The organism is Hyphomicrobium sp. 2TAF46 (genome assembly GCF_052114865.1).
In the GTDB taxonomy this organism is placed as follows: Bacteria; Pseudomonadota; Alphaproteobacteria; order Rhizobiales; family Hyphomicrobiaceae; genus Hyphomicrobium_B.
The window spans coordinates 21,523-36,135 of record NZ_JBFRFO010000006.1 but is presented as its reverse complement, the minus strand read 5'-3'; the positions used below and the strand labels follow the sequence as shown (position 1 = coordinate 36,135).

Genomic DNA, 14,613 nt, shown 5'->3' with positions numbered 1-14,613 from the left:
TTTTGCGTGCAACTGAGTGCGCGTTAAGAATACTTTAATGAGGACAGATGACCAAGGCGCATCCGGTGAAGAAGGCGAAGGCGCAAAGCGCCGTTTTGACCAGCATCGACAAACAAATCGAGGCGTTGCAAGCCAAGCGCACAACCATGATGCGCAAGCGTCGTGAGACCATCGGGCTTTTGTGCGAGCGCGCCGGACTGCATCTCATCGACGCCGACGTTACGGCGATTGAAGACGCGTTGAGAGAGGTGGCGCAGCGATTTCAGGTTGGGATTCCGGCCGGTTCTGCGCCTCGAAAGCGCTCTGAAGCGTCTTAAGAGGGAGCGCAGCAATCTCATGACCGATCAACGCAAAGCCGATACCCGCCACAAGATCCAGCTCGGCGGTTTAGTTATCAAAGCCGGCCTAGGCCATGTCGATGCAATGGCGCTGTTGGGTCTGCTGGTTACGCACGGTGACGCCGCCCGCGATCCAGGTGAGCAACAGCACTTGCGCGAGGTTGGTCGCACCTTTGCGGTCGCAGCACGCCAGACTGATGACGAGAGTTAAGCGCGAGACGGCGATCATTCTCAGCACGGCGGCTATACTGGCCGTGACGGCCCTGACGCTGCTTGTCCTCTATCCGCAAGCCTATCCGCCGTACGTGTCGCCGCCGGACATTTACCCGGCGGCGCTTTTTGGCCTGCTGGTGCTTGGGCCAACGGTCGGTATTCTGCTGACCTTCGCCGATGTTGTCCCGCGCCGGGTCGCCGGACTTACCGGGCTTCTGTTCACTGCGCTGCTGTGGGCACTCGTGGCCGCACGTTTCGGCCCGTTCATCGCCCCACCCGCGCCCGACCGCCGGTTCTTTCTGCGGCTCGCCGATGTCGATCCGGTGCTCTATGCCGGAGGTACGACGGCCATTGTTCTGATCGCGCTGCTGCTAAAGCGCGCGGTGGCAGGCACGCTCGACTTTCACGGCATCGCCGAGGGCAGCTTTGGTGACGCAACATGGATGAGCCTGGAAGACGTTAGCCAGCTCCTGCCGCCCGACGGCGAAGTCGTCATCGGCGAATGCAGCCGCCCCGATCTCGACAGGGCGATTGCCGGGCTGGCCTTTGATCCAAATGACCGGTCGACATGGGGCGAGGGCGGCCGCGCGCTGCTCGCCACTTTCAAACTCAATTTTGAATCGACCCACATGCTGATGTTTGCGGGTTCCGGCGGTTTCAAAACCACGTCAAGCGTCGTGCCGACAGCGCTCAAATACTCGGGCTCCATGGTCGTGCTCGATCCGGCGGGCGAAGTGGCGCCTCTGGTGCAAGCGGTTAGGGCCCGCGTATCACCGCGCAGACGCATCGTTGTTCTTGATCCAACCGCGCCGCTTGAGACCATCCAGGGTTTCAATGTTCTGGCGCCCCTGCTGCACAGCCCCAACCAAGCGGCCGATGCGGTGGCGTTCGCCAAACTGCTGTGCGGTGAAGGATCCGGCAAAGAGGGCGGCGCGGCGGAATATTTTCAAGCCCAGGCGCATAACCTGATGACCGGCCTGCTGCTGACCGTGTTGACCAGCGAGGCTTATGAGACCGACCGTACCCTGCGGGCGCTGCGCAGTCTCACGTCACTCTCCGAGACCGACCTCAAGGCACGGCTCAAAGACATTGTCTCAGAGAGCCCCATCCGCTTGGTGCGTGAGACGCTGGCGCCTTTTGTCGGCATGGCCGACCAGACCTTTACCGGCATCGCCTCGACGGTAGCCAAGGATACGCAATGGCTATCGCTGGAGCCCTATGCGGCGCTGGTGGCAGGTTCGACGTTTGAGGCGGCCGATTTACCGCGCGGCAAACTCGATGTCTTCATCCAAGTCCCCGGCGAAATCCTCAAAAGTTATCCGGCTGTCGGCCGGGTGATCATCGGCAGCCTCATGCGCGCCATGGTGCAAGCCAATGGCCGCCACGCAAAACGTGTCTTATTCTGTCTCGACGAAGCCGATCTGCTCGGGCGTATGAACATTCTGGAAGAAGCCCGCGACCGGGGCCGCAAGTACGGCATCACGCTGATGCTGCTCTATCAAAGCGTCGGCCAGCTTGAAAATCACTTCGGCAAGGAGGGCGCGACCAGCTGGTTCGAAGGCGTGTCGCTGGTCAGCTATGCCGCCGTCAAATCCATGGAAACCGCCAAGCATCTTTCCGAGCGCTGCGGCGATACAACCATCCGGGTCAAGAACCAATCGCACGGCACGTCGATGCTGTTTGGGCCGCTAAGCCCAACGGCGGCGGGCAAGGGCACGCAATCGTTCTCGCTGCAAAAGCGTCCACTGATCCTGCCGCACGAGATCGTGCAAGGCCTGCGCGCGGACGAGCAGATCGTACTCATTCGCGGCTATCCGCCGATCCGCATGGGTCGGGCGATCTATTTTCGCAGGCCTGAGATGCTAGCTACCGCAGGTACTGTAAAGTTCAAGTAGGCGACCTGCGCTTTTTTCCCGTCCTTACGCCATTGGGCTTAGGCTGCATCTTGGATGTCATGAATTTGAGTTTGGACGTTGTGATGTTGGCATGTGATTCAAACGCCAGAGCCGCAAGTGCGGATTGCAGGTACGCCGCCTTGTGCTTCGCAGGCATCGATTCGGCACGATCGAGAATGGCGCAGAGCTTGTCCCACTGAGATGTCATGTGTCGCACCCTTAGACATGAGAATCCCGCCTTCCCGGTTGATACCAAATACTCAAAGTGAGGCGACGCTAACGGATCATCGTTTTGCGTCCAAACATAAATGGGCTTCTGAATGCTGTGCTCAGTCTGATTGCAATTCGGCCGGAAATCGAATTCCTCCAAGATTTGTCCCGCATTAGCAAAACCGGTTAAGTGCTCTCTGAGCTGTTCAATATGTTGTGTACTGCGATTTGCTTCTGGGTTTGCTGTCGCGTCGCCGTGCGGTGGCGTGATCGCGTGCAGAGCGCCATGCCGGCGGGACAGCGGAACTTTCCGTTTCCACATGGACATTGACTCGATGGGCTGGTGAGGAAGTCAGGCTGACAGCGCATAGGAAAACGATCGTTGTCATTTTCCGAATGACAACGATTATTATCATTGCCACAAAGACAACGATCGATTACATTGCAAGCATGGCAATGATCGTTATCTTGGAACTCCCATGCTGATCCGCCGTCCGAGCGAACTTGGTGCCGTCATTATGGCCGTCCGCCGCACGCAGGGCTTGAGCCAGGCGCAGCTGGCTGACCGGCTCGGCGTCTCGCGGGTTTGGCTGGGCCAGGTTGAGCGTGGCAAGGCCTCGCCGCGCCTCGATCTGGTCTTGCGCGTGTTGAACGAACTCCAGATTACTCTCGCCGCCTATGCAGGCGACGACATCATGCCGGATCGATTGCCGGTTGACGTGACGAGCCCCATCGACATCGACGACATTGCCGAGACCGGATTAGTGCGGATTGGTTCTGCTGCGGCTCGTTCCGTTAAGCCGCGCCTCGCTACACCACGTATGGGCACGCCGAAGTCTGGCAAGCGGACATGACCAAAGACTTGCGCGTCCTCATCGACGGAGCCGAAATCGGCAGCATCAACCAGGATGCACGAGGCAAGTACCACTTTGCCTATGACAACAGCTATCGCAAGTCCAAGACCGCGATTCCGTTGTCGATTTCGATGCCGCTCTCGGTGGCCGCACATGACGACAAAGCCATCCGGCCGTTCATGTGGGGCCTGCTCCCGGACAACGACGACACGCTCAATAACTGGGGGCGGCGGTTCGGGGTCAACCCGCGCAATCCCTTCGCGCTGTTGGCCGAGATCGGTGAGGACCTGCAGGGTGCCATCCAGATGGTGCCTTTCGAAAAGATCGGCGATTTGAGAAAGCGCGAAGGCACGACGCTCCTTTCCCGCGAGGTTCTTACCAAGAGTTTCGCCGAGTTGGTTCGCGATCCAGGGGCCGTTCAGTTCGCCCCCGGCGGCGGTCAGTTCAGCCTTGCCGGTGCGCAGCGCAAGAAGGCTCTCTATCTGGTCAACGGCAAGTGGTACGAACCGCGTGGCCGGACACCATCCACCCATATCCTGAAGCCCCCCATTGTGGGTCTGGCCGGTCAGGTCGAAAACGAGATGTTCTGCGTCCGCTTAGCGCCGCGCCTGGGGCTTCCTGCGCCAAAGTGCTGGACTGAAGTCTTCGGCGACATTCCGGTGGTGGTGATCGAACGCTTTGACCGCCGCAGACTGCAGGGGCGCAAGGTTCTCGCTATTGATGCACCGGGCGGCGAAATCCACCGCGTGCATCAGGAGGATTGCTGCCAGGCACTCAAGATCGATCCGCGCAATAAGTATCAGCGCGACGGCGGCCCCGGCATCAAGGCCATCATGGAATTGCTGTCAGGGTCCGGCAAACCGGGCGATGACCGTAACCGGTTCATGCGCGCCTGCGCTTTCAATTTTGTGATCGGTGGCACCGATGCGCACGCAAAGAATTACGGATTGCTGCTGAGCGCGGGAGGCCGGTATCGCCTTGCGCCGCTTTACGACATTGCGAGCTGGCTCCCTTATTCGAAGAACAACCGCGACGACCGAATGGCGATGTCGATCGATACATACTACCACTTCAATCGCATTCTGCCACGCCACTGGGAAGATCAGGCGAAGAAGGTTGGCTACGATCCGGATCGTGCGGTAGCGCACATTCGCGATCTCATTGCACGCATTCCGAATGAAGCGCGAAGCCTACTCGCCGAGTGCAAGAAGGAAGGATCGGTAACGCCCGATCTCAGGAAGCTTGTCGATCTTCTACTGGCGAGATGCGTGGACCTTGCTGAGACGTTTGGATCAGAAATGATGGGCTCCGATCAGGAGCGCCTGCCCGGCTTTTGAGGATGTCCTTCTGACCAGTCGCTTCGCAAGCGAACGACTGGAGGAACGGCATCTCAGGTATGATGTATGCGGGATTGCAGTTCAAATCTGACGAGACAGTTTGTTTACTGGCAGAGCAACCATCAAACCCATCCGCTTGGATGCCGGTCTGTACTGCGCTCTGCACCCCAATGCGGGTCTCAATGCAAAAAAATCTGCAAGCGGCGAACTCACCCGCCGAGCCGCTTACCCGAAAATATTTTGTATCGCTAAATCTCTTCCGAGCTCTGGTTTTGGCTTACCCGAGGCTTACCCGAGAGGCAAAATTCGTCCGGCAACGCCTTTTTCTGAATTCATAAGCTATTTATTTTATTTACAAAATTGGTTGCGGGGGCTGGATTTGAACCAACGACCTTCAGGTTATGAGCCTGACGAGCTACCGGGCTGCTCCACCCCGCGTCACCAAAACGCGCGGCCCGGTACGGCTTGCGCGTCATTCAGGGATAAACAAGGCCGCTCGTTTCGGAGCGGCCGGAGCGCGCCGTATAGCACAAAAATTTCGTCTGGAAACCCCTATCTTTGGATTTCTCCGGGAAGCCGCCAAAGATGCCGAGAATAGGGGCCTTACGAGGCCATCCAGTCGCGCGGCACAGTCATCTTCGCAGACGCGCCACCCGTGAACGTGCGATAAGGAGGCCTAGCGCGAGAGGGCTGCGATGTTCAAACCTGTCTGGTCTAGAGACATCGAGACAAGGTAGCGCGGGGTTACATCCCGACTGTAGGCCGTCGTTCGATTGAAGACGGGAGTGGGGGTGTTGCGATTTTTTCGAACCTGCGGGCGAAAATGCGCCACTGCCTTCTTGACATGGACGGGCTTGACAATGGCCCGGCCCAGATGGCCGCCAAGGCTCATGTATCCACTCGGCAAATCCGTGCTGGAGGCCAACGAAGCTTCGCTGAGGTCTTGAGCGAAGCTCATGCCGGGGCCTGACACCGTTGCCACCGCCGATATGACGATTACCGCCACCGATTTAAAAAACGCCATCGCATCCAGTCCAATGTCTGTGATTCTGGCCATATAGAGAGTCCGCCGCGCTTTGGTAAATAAAACGTTAATTTTTGTTCAATTTGACGCATATTTCTGGATTTTCGACTTTTTTGGCTCAAGTCGAATTCCCGGAAATCGGAAATCCCTTATTTCGGCCAATTCCCATAAATTTCCCGCAGCGAGAATATCCACCAATAACGGCATCCCGATTCCGGCGTCGATATTCCAGTATTATGGCTCAGCCGCCGGAATGGCAGGGGACGGCGAACACGTGAGACGGCGCCCGAATTTCGAATCGGGTCGAGGGCAACTTGCTCCATCAGACTCATCGCGACTTGATACGCGATCGTCGAACGCCGCTTTTCTTCAGTCGCGCCACCTCTTCACAGCAAGCTGGCATGCTCTGCGGATCTCCAAACTCCCGTTACTTTGAACCCGGCCAAAAGTTGCTGTGGCTTTTCGCGCAATGTTTGAACGCGCTGTCGTGCGGTTGAAGAATACTGCACTTACGCATTCGACTTGCTCGCGCGTCTCTCGATCGATAAACGGCAATCCGACAGCCCAGGATGACAACGGCGACTTCGGGCCAGAGGTTCGCGCTGGCCATGATCATTCAGCAGAGAAGGACCATCATGCAAACCAAAGCTTACGGCGCGCAAAAGGCGAAAGCACCGCTTGCTCCGATCGCGATCGAGCGGCGAGAACCCGGCCCGAAGGATGTCGCGCTCGATATTCTTTTTTGCGGCGTCTGCCATTCCGATCTGCATACCGCTCGCGGTGAATGGCCGGGCATTCTCTATCCTTGCGTTCCCGGCCACGAAATCATTGGCCGCGTCACGAAGACCGGCAAAGACGTAAAGTCGTTCAAAGAGGGCGACATCGTCGGGGTCGGCTGCATGGTCGAGAGCTGCCGCACGTGCGAACCGTGCCAACACGATCTCGAACAGTACTGCGAGGGGCCGAACGGCTTCACGGGCACATATAATGGCGCTGCGAAGGGCGGGCTGCCGAATACGTTCGGTGGCTATTCCAAGCACATCGTAGTCGATGAACACTTCGTTCTCCGAATTCGCCACAAGGAACACCAATTCGCCGCGGCGGCGCCGTTGCTCTGCGCCGGCATCACGACATGGTCGCCTCTCAAGCATTGGAAGATTGGACCGGGCCAGAAGGTTGGCATAATCGGCATCGGCGGCCTAGGACACATGGGCGTGAAACTTGCGCATGCGCTCGGAGCCCACGTCGTTGCCTTCACCACTTCGCCGTCCAAGAAGAGCGCTGCGCTTGAGCTTGGCGCCGATGAGGTCGTTGTTTCGAAAAATCGCGATGAAATGAATGCACATGCGGGCAGCTTCAATTTCATCCTGGATACTGTTGCGGCCTCCCACGATCTCGATGCTTTCACAAGACTTCTGAAGCGTGACGGCGCGCTCGTGCTCGTTGGCGTTCCGGAGGACCCGCATCCTTCTCCGTCAGTCGGCACTTTGATTTTCGGGCGGAAATCGATCGGCGGCTCTTTGATCGGCGGCATCGCCGAGACGCAGGAGATGCTGGATTTCTGCGCCGAGCGGGACATCACATGCGATATCGAAATGATCGCGATGGCCGATATCGACAATGCCTACGATCGTCAGTTGAAGAGCGACGTCAAATATCGCTTCGTCATCGACATGGCGACGCTGACTTGAGGCCTTCGTTTCGGCGCGAATGAAAGCAAATTCACGCCATAGCGACTTTCCTCACCGACGCAGCACGTTTGCGCCGGTGAGCGAACCCAGCCCAAGTTCATTCGGTCTTCGATGACTTCTGAAACGTCGACCCGGCTTCCTTGAATTTCATCGCGTGGGCGTCCTCGGCCGAGCCCTTCGTGCCGGCGACGATGCCAAACTCCAGCGGCTCATCCTGCGCGTAGCGCTTGCCGAGCTTTTGCGCGATCTCGGCTCGCGCCGTCTCAACGCCGAGATAGAACGCGTGCCCAGCATCCGCGCGCGTGTCGATATGCGGGAACAGCTCGAACGGATCTTGCCCTACATGATGGCCGTCGCGGTTGTAAATGTGGACGCCATCTTCCGCGACCTCGATGCGATAGTTCGCATCGCGAATCTGGCTCGCAAGCGTTGCGATCTCTTCTGGCGTGGAGGCAAAGCCCTTTCGGTCGCGCAGCGCCATGAGACCGCCTCCGAAGCCTTGCGGCAGCGCATTTGCCTGCTTCGCCGCATAGTATTCGCGCCGCGCGTACTCGAACTCCTTGATCGCCGTACGGCAGTGCGGGCTCACCTGCACGGCCAGCACTGCTGTGATGTTGAGCTCCGAGCAAATCCCCATCAACAGAGCGTTGATGCCCGTCGTATCGGCGTCGGTTAGCTCCGTGAGGTTGCCGATGCCCATGAGGATCGGAATATCCGGCCGGCGCATCCGCAAATCGTAATAGCGCGCGATCGATGCAGCGAAGCCGTAATGGATCGGATCGAGGATCGGATCGGCGTAATAGGGCCGCCCCTTTGCGATCATGATGTCGATGACCCGGTCGAGCGAAGCCATATCTGCGGCGCCCGCCGACACGAGAACCGGCGCCGCCGGCCCCTCATCGACGATCGAAATATTCTTCTCCGACAGGCTCAGGAGAAAATCGCCGCCCGCGCGCGTGGCGCGAGACAGCTCCTCCGAGTTGAAGGAGTCGACGCTCACCCGTGCACCGTCCGCATGGAGCGCCTCGATAGTCGCCTCAAGGTGCGGGAACGGGCTATCAGGCAAGCAACCGAGATCGATCACGTCGGCGCCGTCCGCTCGCAGCTTGCGCGAGCGTTCGATGATCTGATCGATCGTCATGGCAGTCGCATCGACGATCTCAGCGAAGATCGTCATGTTGTACTGGCTGAGGTCGGGCTTCTTTCGCACGTGGCCGAGGTACTCCGGCAGATCGGCGATCTCGTCGGGCCCCCGCTCAAAGCGCGTGCCGAAGAAGTCCGAAAGGCGTTCGAGGTCACCGCGAAACCTTCCGGGCATGATGACCCGGTCAGCTCCCTCCGGCAGCTTGAGCCGCCGCTCGACGATATCTGTCGTCATCAGTGCGGCAACCTTGACGCCGACGCTGGCGACGATCGGTTCAAGCTCGGCGTCGTTAAGCTCGCCGGCGATACGCTTTACCCGCGGCTCGGCCAGCGATCCGGTTACCAATACGACGCGCTTGGCCATCGGGTTGCATTTCCCTTTGCGAATGCCTCATGCATGAATTGGCATCGAACGCGGCGCGGCGCAATCTCCCCACGTTGCCCCATCTGCTTCCCAAGGTGACCCATCGACAAGTCACCGGATTTACGGTTTTCGTCGTGCCTCAGGATGGAGATGTGTGCCATGAAGACGGTTCTTCTCATAGGTATCGGCGCCGGCAATCCGGATTACGTCACGATACAGGCCGTCAAGGCGCTGAACGAGGCCGATGTGTTCTTCTTTCTCGACAAGGGACAGGAGAAGGAGGACCTCATCAATCTGAGGCGAACCATTTGCGAGCGCTTCATAGAGGACAAGTCCTACCGAATTGTCGAGGTTCCGGGTCCGGTACGGGATGCGAGCACGCCCGACTACAAGTCAGGCGTCCATGCGTGGCACCGCGACAAGGCGAAGATCTTCTCCGATCTCATCGCCAATCAGCTTGCGGATGGCGAAGTCGGCGCGTTCCTCGTTTGGGGCGACCCCTCGCTCTACGATAGTACCATACGGGTCATAGAGCACATCATCGCTGAAGGCGCGCTCGCGTTCGAATACCGGATCATTCCAGGTATCACGAGCGTCCAGGCGCTTGCCGCGGAACACAAGATTGCGCTCAATCCGATCGGCGAACCCGTTCATATCACGACCGGCAGGCGGCTGTTGGAAGGTCTGCCGGAAAGCATCGATACGGCTGTGGTCATGCTAGATAACGGATCCGGTCTTCGCGCTTGGGTCGATGAAGACGCCGAAATTTTCTGGGGCGCTTATCTCGGCACGCCGGATCAAATCCTGATTTCCGGAAAACTCTCGGAGTGCGTCGAGGCCATCGAAGCGGCGCGCGGCGAAGAGCGAAAGCGGAAGGGTTGGATCATGGATACCTATCTCTTACGGCGAAAGCCACGGAGATAGCAGGTCGGTCCGCCTTCAGCCTTTCCTATCCCAGTCGTCCCATGGCGGCTTCTTTCCGAAGCAATCGACCAGAAAATCTATAAAGACGCGGGTTTTCGCCGCGAGATATCGATTTGGCGCATAGAGAGCATGGATCGTCAAATCGGGCGGACGATTGTTCGGAAGGACGAGCTTCAACCTGCCGGCTGCGATATCGTTGCCGACGATGAACGTGGGAAGCATCGCGATGCCGATGCCTTTCACGGCCGCCTCGCGCAAGACGTCGCCATTGTTCGACGACATACACGACGCAATCGAGACGGAAACGGACTCGCCGTTTTCCGTCAGATGCCAACGCTGCAACGATGTCGTATGGCCGTAGCTCAGACAGCGATGCTCAACCAGATCTCCCGGCGATTCCGGTTCCCCATGCTTCTCGATGTAATCGGGCGATGCCACGAGAACGATGCGCGCAGGCGCGATGCGGCGCGCGATCAAGCTCGAGTCGGTAGGCGTGCCTATCCGCACCGTCACGTCGGCGCCTTCTTCCAGCGGGTCGATCAATCTGTCGGTCAACGTCAGTTCGACCTTCAGGTCGCTGTAGCGGATCATCAGGTCGGCAATGGCGTTGCCGAGATAGAGCGTGCCGAACGACATCGGCGCGTTGACCCTCAGCGTGCCTTTGGGCTCGTCGTGTAACCGGGAGACCTGAGCCTCCGTTTCCTCCACCTGCGCCAGAATTGCGAGGCACCGCTCATAATAGGCGAGGCCCGCTTCCGTCGGCGTGACGCGGCGCGTCGTGCGATCCAGAAGGCGTGCGCCGAGGCTCTCCTCCAACTCCATGACGGCCTTGCTGACGGCCGACCTCGTCAGACCGAGCCGGCGCGCTGCCTCGGCGTAGCTGCCGCTCGCAACCACCTTCACCAGCGCGTTCATGGCAGCGAGCTTGTCCATTTGTATCCAAATTGGAACCAGACTGCGCAAATATTGGCGGATTGAGGAATTCGTGTCAACGCGTCATGTGTTGGAGGTCGGCGGCGCCAAGGGTCGCTTACAGCAGCATTCAAAGGGGTAGGCACTCATGAGCAAGGTTCTGGTTCTTTATTACTCAAGCTACGGACACATCGAGAAGATGTCCGAGGCCGTCGCGGAAGGCGTTCGCGAAGCCGGGGCCGAAGCAACGATCAAGCGCGTGCCGGAGCTGGTACCTGAAGAGGTCGCCCAGAAGATGCACTTCAAGCTTGATCAGGCGGCACCCATCGCCACGGTCAATGAGCTCGCTGACTATGACGCCATCATCATCGGTGTTCCGACGCGGTTTGGAAACATGCCGGCACAGATGAAGAACTTTCTCGATCAGACAGGCGGCCTCTGGTTGTCCGGCAAGCTGATCGGCAAGGTCGGCAGCGTCTTCACGTCGACAGCCACTCAGCATGGCGGCCAGGAAAGCACGATCTTATCGACGCATACCGTGCTGCTGCACCAGGGCATGGTGATCGTCGGACTCCCCTACTCGTTCCAGGGGCAGATGGGCGTGAAGGAAATCGCCGGCGGCTCGCCTTATGGCGCGTCGACGATCGCCGACGGCGATGGTTCACGGCAGCCTTCGGAGAATGAATTGGCGGCTGCACGCTTCCAGGGCCGTCACGTCGCTCAGATCGCGGCACGGCTCAAAGGCTGACGCTCCGGCAACGGATCGTCGCCAAAACGGCGACGGTCTCATTCCATCGGCCGCCAATTGAAGGGCCGGTGTCACTAACCACATTGAGAAGCAACACAGCGAAATCTCGTGCGAACGAGAAAGGAGAAGCCATGTCTGGCATTCATCACATTACAGCGATTGCTGGCAACGCATCCCGCAATCTGGATTTCTACACCAATGTTCTTGGCCTGAGGCTGGTCAAGAAAACGGTGAACTTCGACGATCCCGGCACCTACCACTTCTATTTCGGCGACGAGGCGGGGAATCCCGGGACGATCCTCACTTTCTTCCCGTGGGATGATGCCCCGCGCGGACGGAACGGCGTCGGGTTCGCGCAGCAGACGATGTTTCGCGTTCCCGAGAGCGCGATCGGCTACTGGGCACATCGCTTCGTCGAGAAAGGTGTTGAGCATGAGGCAATCGAAAAGCGCTTCGGACGTTCGGTTCTCGCATTCCGCGATCCGGATGGCATGACGCTCGCTCTCGTCGGTGTTCCCGGCGCGGAGGCAGAAGCGGCTTGGCAGGGCGGCAACGTTCCGGCTGAACACGCGCTGCGCGGCTTCTATGGCATCAGTCTTCTTCTCGAGGACGCGACGCGAACCGGTGCGATCCTGACCGACGTCTTCGGATTTACCGAGGCCGGCAGCGAAGGACCGACCAAACAGTTCGTCGCGAACGGTGCGGTTGCCGGAGGCGTCGTCGAGATCCGCGAAGCCAAGGGCTTCCTCGCCGGACAGCTGGGCCGAGGCTCGGTGCATCACGTGGCGTTCCGCGCTGCGACCGATGACGTGCAGGCTGAGATGCGCAAGAAGCTCGTCGAGACCCATCGCATCCGGACCACGGAGCAGGTCAACCGCGACTACTTCCGGTCGATCTATTTCCGCGAGCCGGGCGGCGTGCTCTTCGAGATCGCGACCGACCAACCGGGATTTGCCATCGATGAACCGCTGGCTTCTCTCGGTCAATCGCTGAAGCTGCCGGCATTCCTCGAAGGCCGGCGGAATGAAATCGAAGCCGTCTTGCAACCATTGGGACGAGCAGCATGACGACACTTACGACGGAAGTCATTGGCGCGGGCGCACCCATCGGTGCCGCCCGTGCGGCGATGATCATGGTTCATGGGCGCGGCGCGAGTGCGCGAAGCATTCTCGAACTCGCAGGTGCGTTCGATGCGCGTGACGTCGCCTACATCGCACCGGAGGCTCAATCGGGAAGTTGGTATCCGTACTCATTCATGAGCCCTATTTCCCGTAACGAACCGTACCTCACCAACGCGCTTCAAACGTTGTCCGGCGTGGTCGAGGACCTTGAGCGGGAAGGGGTGCCTTCGGAACGCATCGTGCTTTTGGGATTTTCGCAGGGCGCGTGTCTCGCGCTCGAGTTCGCCGCTCGCAATGCTCGCCGCTTCGGAGGCGTGATCGCACTGAGCGGCGGCCTCATCGGGCCTGAGGGCACGCCACGGAACTATCCAGGCTCGCTTGCGGGTACGCCGGTGTTTCTCGGCTGCAGCGATGTCGATTCACATATTCCGCTCGCGCGGGTGCATGAATCCACGGACGTGCTCCGCAAGCTCGGCGGCGATGTGACAGAAAAGATCTATCCTGGGATGGGGCACACCATCGTGCAGGACGAAGTCGATCACGTTAAAAAGATCCTGAGCGGCATCAGAGCGCCGGAAAGCAGGACATGAAATGGAATTCGACTTCGAGAAGCTGGCCGCGGACGATCGTTATAAGATCCTGACGAGCACGATCGTACCGCGGCCCATCGCCTGGGTAACGACAATTTCGAAGAACGGCGTCCGCAATGCGGCGCCGTTCAGCTTTTTCAACGCACTCAGCAAAGATCCGCCGTTACTTGCGCTCGGCATCACGCCTGAGGCCGGTGGCGGCATGAAGGATACTGCGCGCAACATCCTCGATACGCGCGAATTCGTCGTCAACCTAGTACCGCGTTCCGCCTCGCACTCGATGAACCTTACGTCGGGCGACGTGCCGCCGGACGTTGATGAACTGGCGCTTGCCAAGCTCGAGACACGTCCGTCGCTTAAGGTTCAGCCGGAGCAGATCGCAACAAGCCCCGTGGCGTTCGAATGCCGATTACATACGCCCATCGTGATTTCCAATCAGCTGATTGCACTCGGCGAGGTCGTGCAGGCTCACGTCGATGATGCGTTCATTCTGGATCCCGAGAAATTCTATGTCGATACGCTCGCGCTCGATCTCATCGGACGCATGCACGGCCGCGGCTGGTATACGGGAACGGGCGATATGTTTGAGATCGCCAGGCCTTGACCGGCAGTTCATCAGAAACGCAAGAGGCGCCGAGAGACGAGCCCGGCGCCACAAAAGCTTAGGTCAATCTCCGACTTAAAGTCTCAGGCTTCGTGAGGGATATTCCGCGTTGCTTCGAATAGGAACCACACGCGGCGTTCGCCTTCGTCGATCCAATTCTCCAGAAGACTGGTGGTAGCGACATCGCCGTGCTCGTCACATAGATCGTGAACCTGGCGCATCTCATCGACAAGCTGAAGATTGTCGTCACGAAGCTCGGCCAGCATGTCGTTCGGCGTGACGAAGTCGGCATTGTTATCGAGAATGCGCTTCTCGCTATTGATCTGCCCGATCGAGCGGATCGTCGTGCCGCCGATTTTACGCGCGCGCTCCGCTATGTCGTCGGTTGCAGCAAAAATCTGCTCGCCCTGCTCATCCAGCAGAAGATGATAGTCGCGGAAGTTCGGGCCGGACATGTGCCAGTGAAAGTTCTTCGTCTTGATATAAAGCGCAAAAAAATCTGCGAGCAGCGCCGACAGCGCGCCGGAGATATCTTTGATGGCGTTATCGGAAAAGTGCGATGGCGTATCGAGTGGGAGCTTGCGACGGGCCTTAGCGGTATCCGCTTTCATGACGATCGGTTCCTTACGCTATGTTGCTTCGGGG

Annotated in this window: 16 protein-coding genes and 1 tRNA gene; 11 read left to right on the top strand and 6 right to left on the bottom strand. The window is 58.9% G+C overall.

Features of this window, described 5'->3' with window-relative positions; all coding sequences use genetic code 11:
• Positions 1–47 precede the first annotated feature (47 nt).
• From AB4Z24_RS13390 to AB4Z24_RS13380, 3 genes are read left to right on the top strand one after another with little or no spacing between them, the layout of a single operon-like run.
• Positions 48–317 (top strand): TraC family protein, encoded by a 270-nt coding sequence (locus AB4Z24_RS13390; protein WP_441708886.1) that lies wholly within the window; start codon positions 48–50, stop codon positions 315–317.
• Positions 318–336: 19 nt separating this feature from the next.
• Positions 337–549: a conjugal transfer protein TraD gene (locus AB4Z24_RS13385; RefSeq protein WP_441708884.1), complete on the top strand. Its 213-nt coding sequence runs from the start codon at positions 337–339 to the stop codon at positions 547–549.
• Between the two features lie 43 nt (positions 550–592).
• Positions 593–2,446: a type IV secretory system conjugative DNA transfer family protein gene (locus AB4Z24_RS13380; RefSeq protein ID WP_441708882.1), complete on the top strand. Its 1,854-nt coding sequence runs from the start codon at positions 593–595 to the stop codon at positions 2,444–2,446.
• Here the strand turns inward: AB4Z24_RS13380 and AB4Z24_RS13375 are convergent.
• Positions 2,439–2,978, bottom strand: a complete 540-nt coding sequence (locus tag AB4Z24_RS13375) for a hypothetical protein (RefSeq protein ID WP_441708880.1) — start codon at positions 2,976–2,978, stop codon at positions 2,439–2,441. The genes AB4Z24_RS13380 and AB4Z24_RS13375 overlap by 8 nt on opposite strands.
• A 157-nt stretch (positions 2,979–3,135) precedes the next feature.
• Here AB4Z24_RS13375 and AB4Z24_RS13370 point away from each other — a divergent pair, with 157 nt between their 5' ends.
• Both AB4Z24_RS13370 and AB4Z24_RS13365 read left to right on the top strand, forming a co-directional pair.
• Entirely contained in the window at positions 3,136–3,510 is a 375-nt protein-coding gene (locus AB4Z24_RS13370; protein ID WP_441708879.1) for a helix-turn-helix domain-containing protein, read from the top strand.
• A complete protein-coding gene (locus AB4Z24_RS13365; protein ID WP_441708877.1) occupies positions 3,507–4,847 on the top strand; it encodes a type II toxin-antitoxin system HipA family toxin in 1,341 nt (446 codons plus the stop codon). The genes AB4Z24_RS13370 and AB4Z24_RS13365 overlap by 4 nt, the downstream gene beginning before the upstream one ends.
• A gap of 361 nt (positions 4,848–5,208) precedes the next feature.
• Here AB4Z24_RS13365 and AB4Z24_RS13360 read toward each other — a convergent pair.
• Positions 5,209–5,285, bottom strand: a tRNA-Met gene (locus tag AB4Z24_RS13360).
• A gap of 238 nt (positions 5,286–5,523) precedes the next feature.
• Positions 5,524–5,904, bottom strand: coding sequence for a hypothetical protein (locus AB4Z24_RS13355; RefSeq protein WP_441708875.1), 381 nt, complete (start codon positions 5,902–5,904; stop codon positions 5,524–5,526).
• Positions 5,905–6,506: 602 nt separating this feature from the next.
• Here AB4Z24_RS13355 and AB4Z24_RS13350 point away from each other — a divergent pair.
• Positions 6,507–7,562: an NAD(P)-dependent alcohol dehydrogenase gene (locus AB4Z24_RS13350; protein WP_441708874.1), complete on the top strand. Its 1,056-nt coding sequence runs from the start codon at positions 6,507–6,509 to the stop codon at positions 7,560–7,562.
• 97 nt (positions 7,563–7,659) lie between these two features.
• Here AB4Z24_RS13350 and AB4Z24_RS13345 read toward each other — a convergent pair whose 3' ends face one another.
• Positions 7,660–9,069: a DUF6513 domain-containing protein gene (locus tag AB4Z24_RS13345; RefSeq protein WP_441708872.1), complete on the bottom strand. Its 1,410-nt coding sequence runs from the start codon at positions 9,067–9,069 to the stop codon at positions 7,660–7,662.
• A gap of 159 nt (positions 9,070–9,228) precedes the next feature.
• On the opposite strand from AB4Z24_RS13345, the gene cobF reads away from it, so the two are divergent.
• Positions 9,229–9,993, top strand: a complete 765-nt coding sequence (gene cobF / locus AB4Z24_RS13340; protein ID WP_441708870.1) for a precorrin-6A synthase (deacetylating) — start codon at positions 9,229–9,231, stop codon at positions 9,991–9,993.
• A gap of 15 nt (positions 9,994–10,008) precedes the next feature.
• On the opposite strand, the gene AB4Z24_RS13335 is transcribed toward cobF, so the two are convergent.
• Entirely contained in the window at positions 10,009–10,926 is a 918-nt protein-coding gene (locus tag AB4Z24_RS13335; protein ID WP_441708868.1) for a LysR family transcriptional regulator, read from the bottom strand.
• Between the two features lie 127 nt (positions 10,927–11,053).
• On the opposite strand from AB4Z24_RS13335, the gene wrbA reads away from it, so the two are divergent.
• The 4 genes from wrbA to AB4Z24_RS13315 all read left to right on the top strand — a co-directional run bounded on the left by wrbA (position 11,054) and on the right by AB4Z24_RS13315 (position 13,968).
• Positions 11,054–11,653 carry an NAD(P)H:quinone oxidoreductase gene (wrbA, locus tag AB4Z24_RS13330; protein WP_441708866.1) on the top strand — a complete coding sequence of 200 codons (600 nt, stop codon included), beginning with the start codon at positions 11,054–11,056 and terminating at the stop codon, positions 11,651–11,653.
• A gap of 131 nt (positions 11,654–11,784) precedes the next feature.
• On the top strand, positions 11,785–12,720 hold the full coding sequence (locus AB4Z24_RS13325; RefSeq protein WP_441708865.1) for a ring-cleaving dioxygenase: 936 nt from the start codon (positions 11,785–11,787) through the stop codon (positions 12,718–12,720).
• Positions 12,717–13,364, top strand: a complete 648-nt coding sequence (locus AB4Z24_RS13320; protein WP_441708863.1) for an alpha/beta hydrolase — start codon at positions 12,717–12,719, stop codon at positions 13,362–13,364. The genes AB4Z24_RS13325 and AB4Z24_RS13320 overlap by 4 nt, the downstream gene beginning before the upstream one ends.
• A gap of 1 nt (position 13,365) precedes the next feature.
• Positions 13,366–13,968 (top strand): flavin reductase family protein, encoded by a 603-nt coding sequence (locus AB4Z24_RS13315; RefSeq protein WP_441708861.1) that lies wholly within the window; start codon positions 13,366–13,368, stop codon positions 13,966–13,968.
• 83 nt (positions 13,969–14,051) lie between these two features.
• On the opposite strand, the gene AB4Z24_RS13310 is transcribed toward AB4Z24_RS13315, so the two are convergent.
• Positions 14,052–14,579 (bottom strand): Dps family protein, encoded by a 528-nt coding sequence (locus tag AB4Z24_RS13310; RefSeq protein WP_441708859.1) that lies wholly within the window; start codon positions 14,577–14,579, stop codon positions 14,052–14,054.
• Positions 14,580–14,613: the final 34 nt, after the last annotated feature.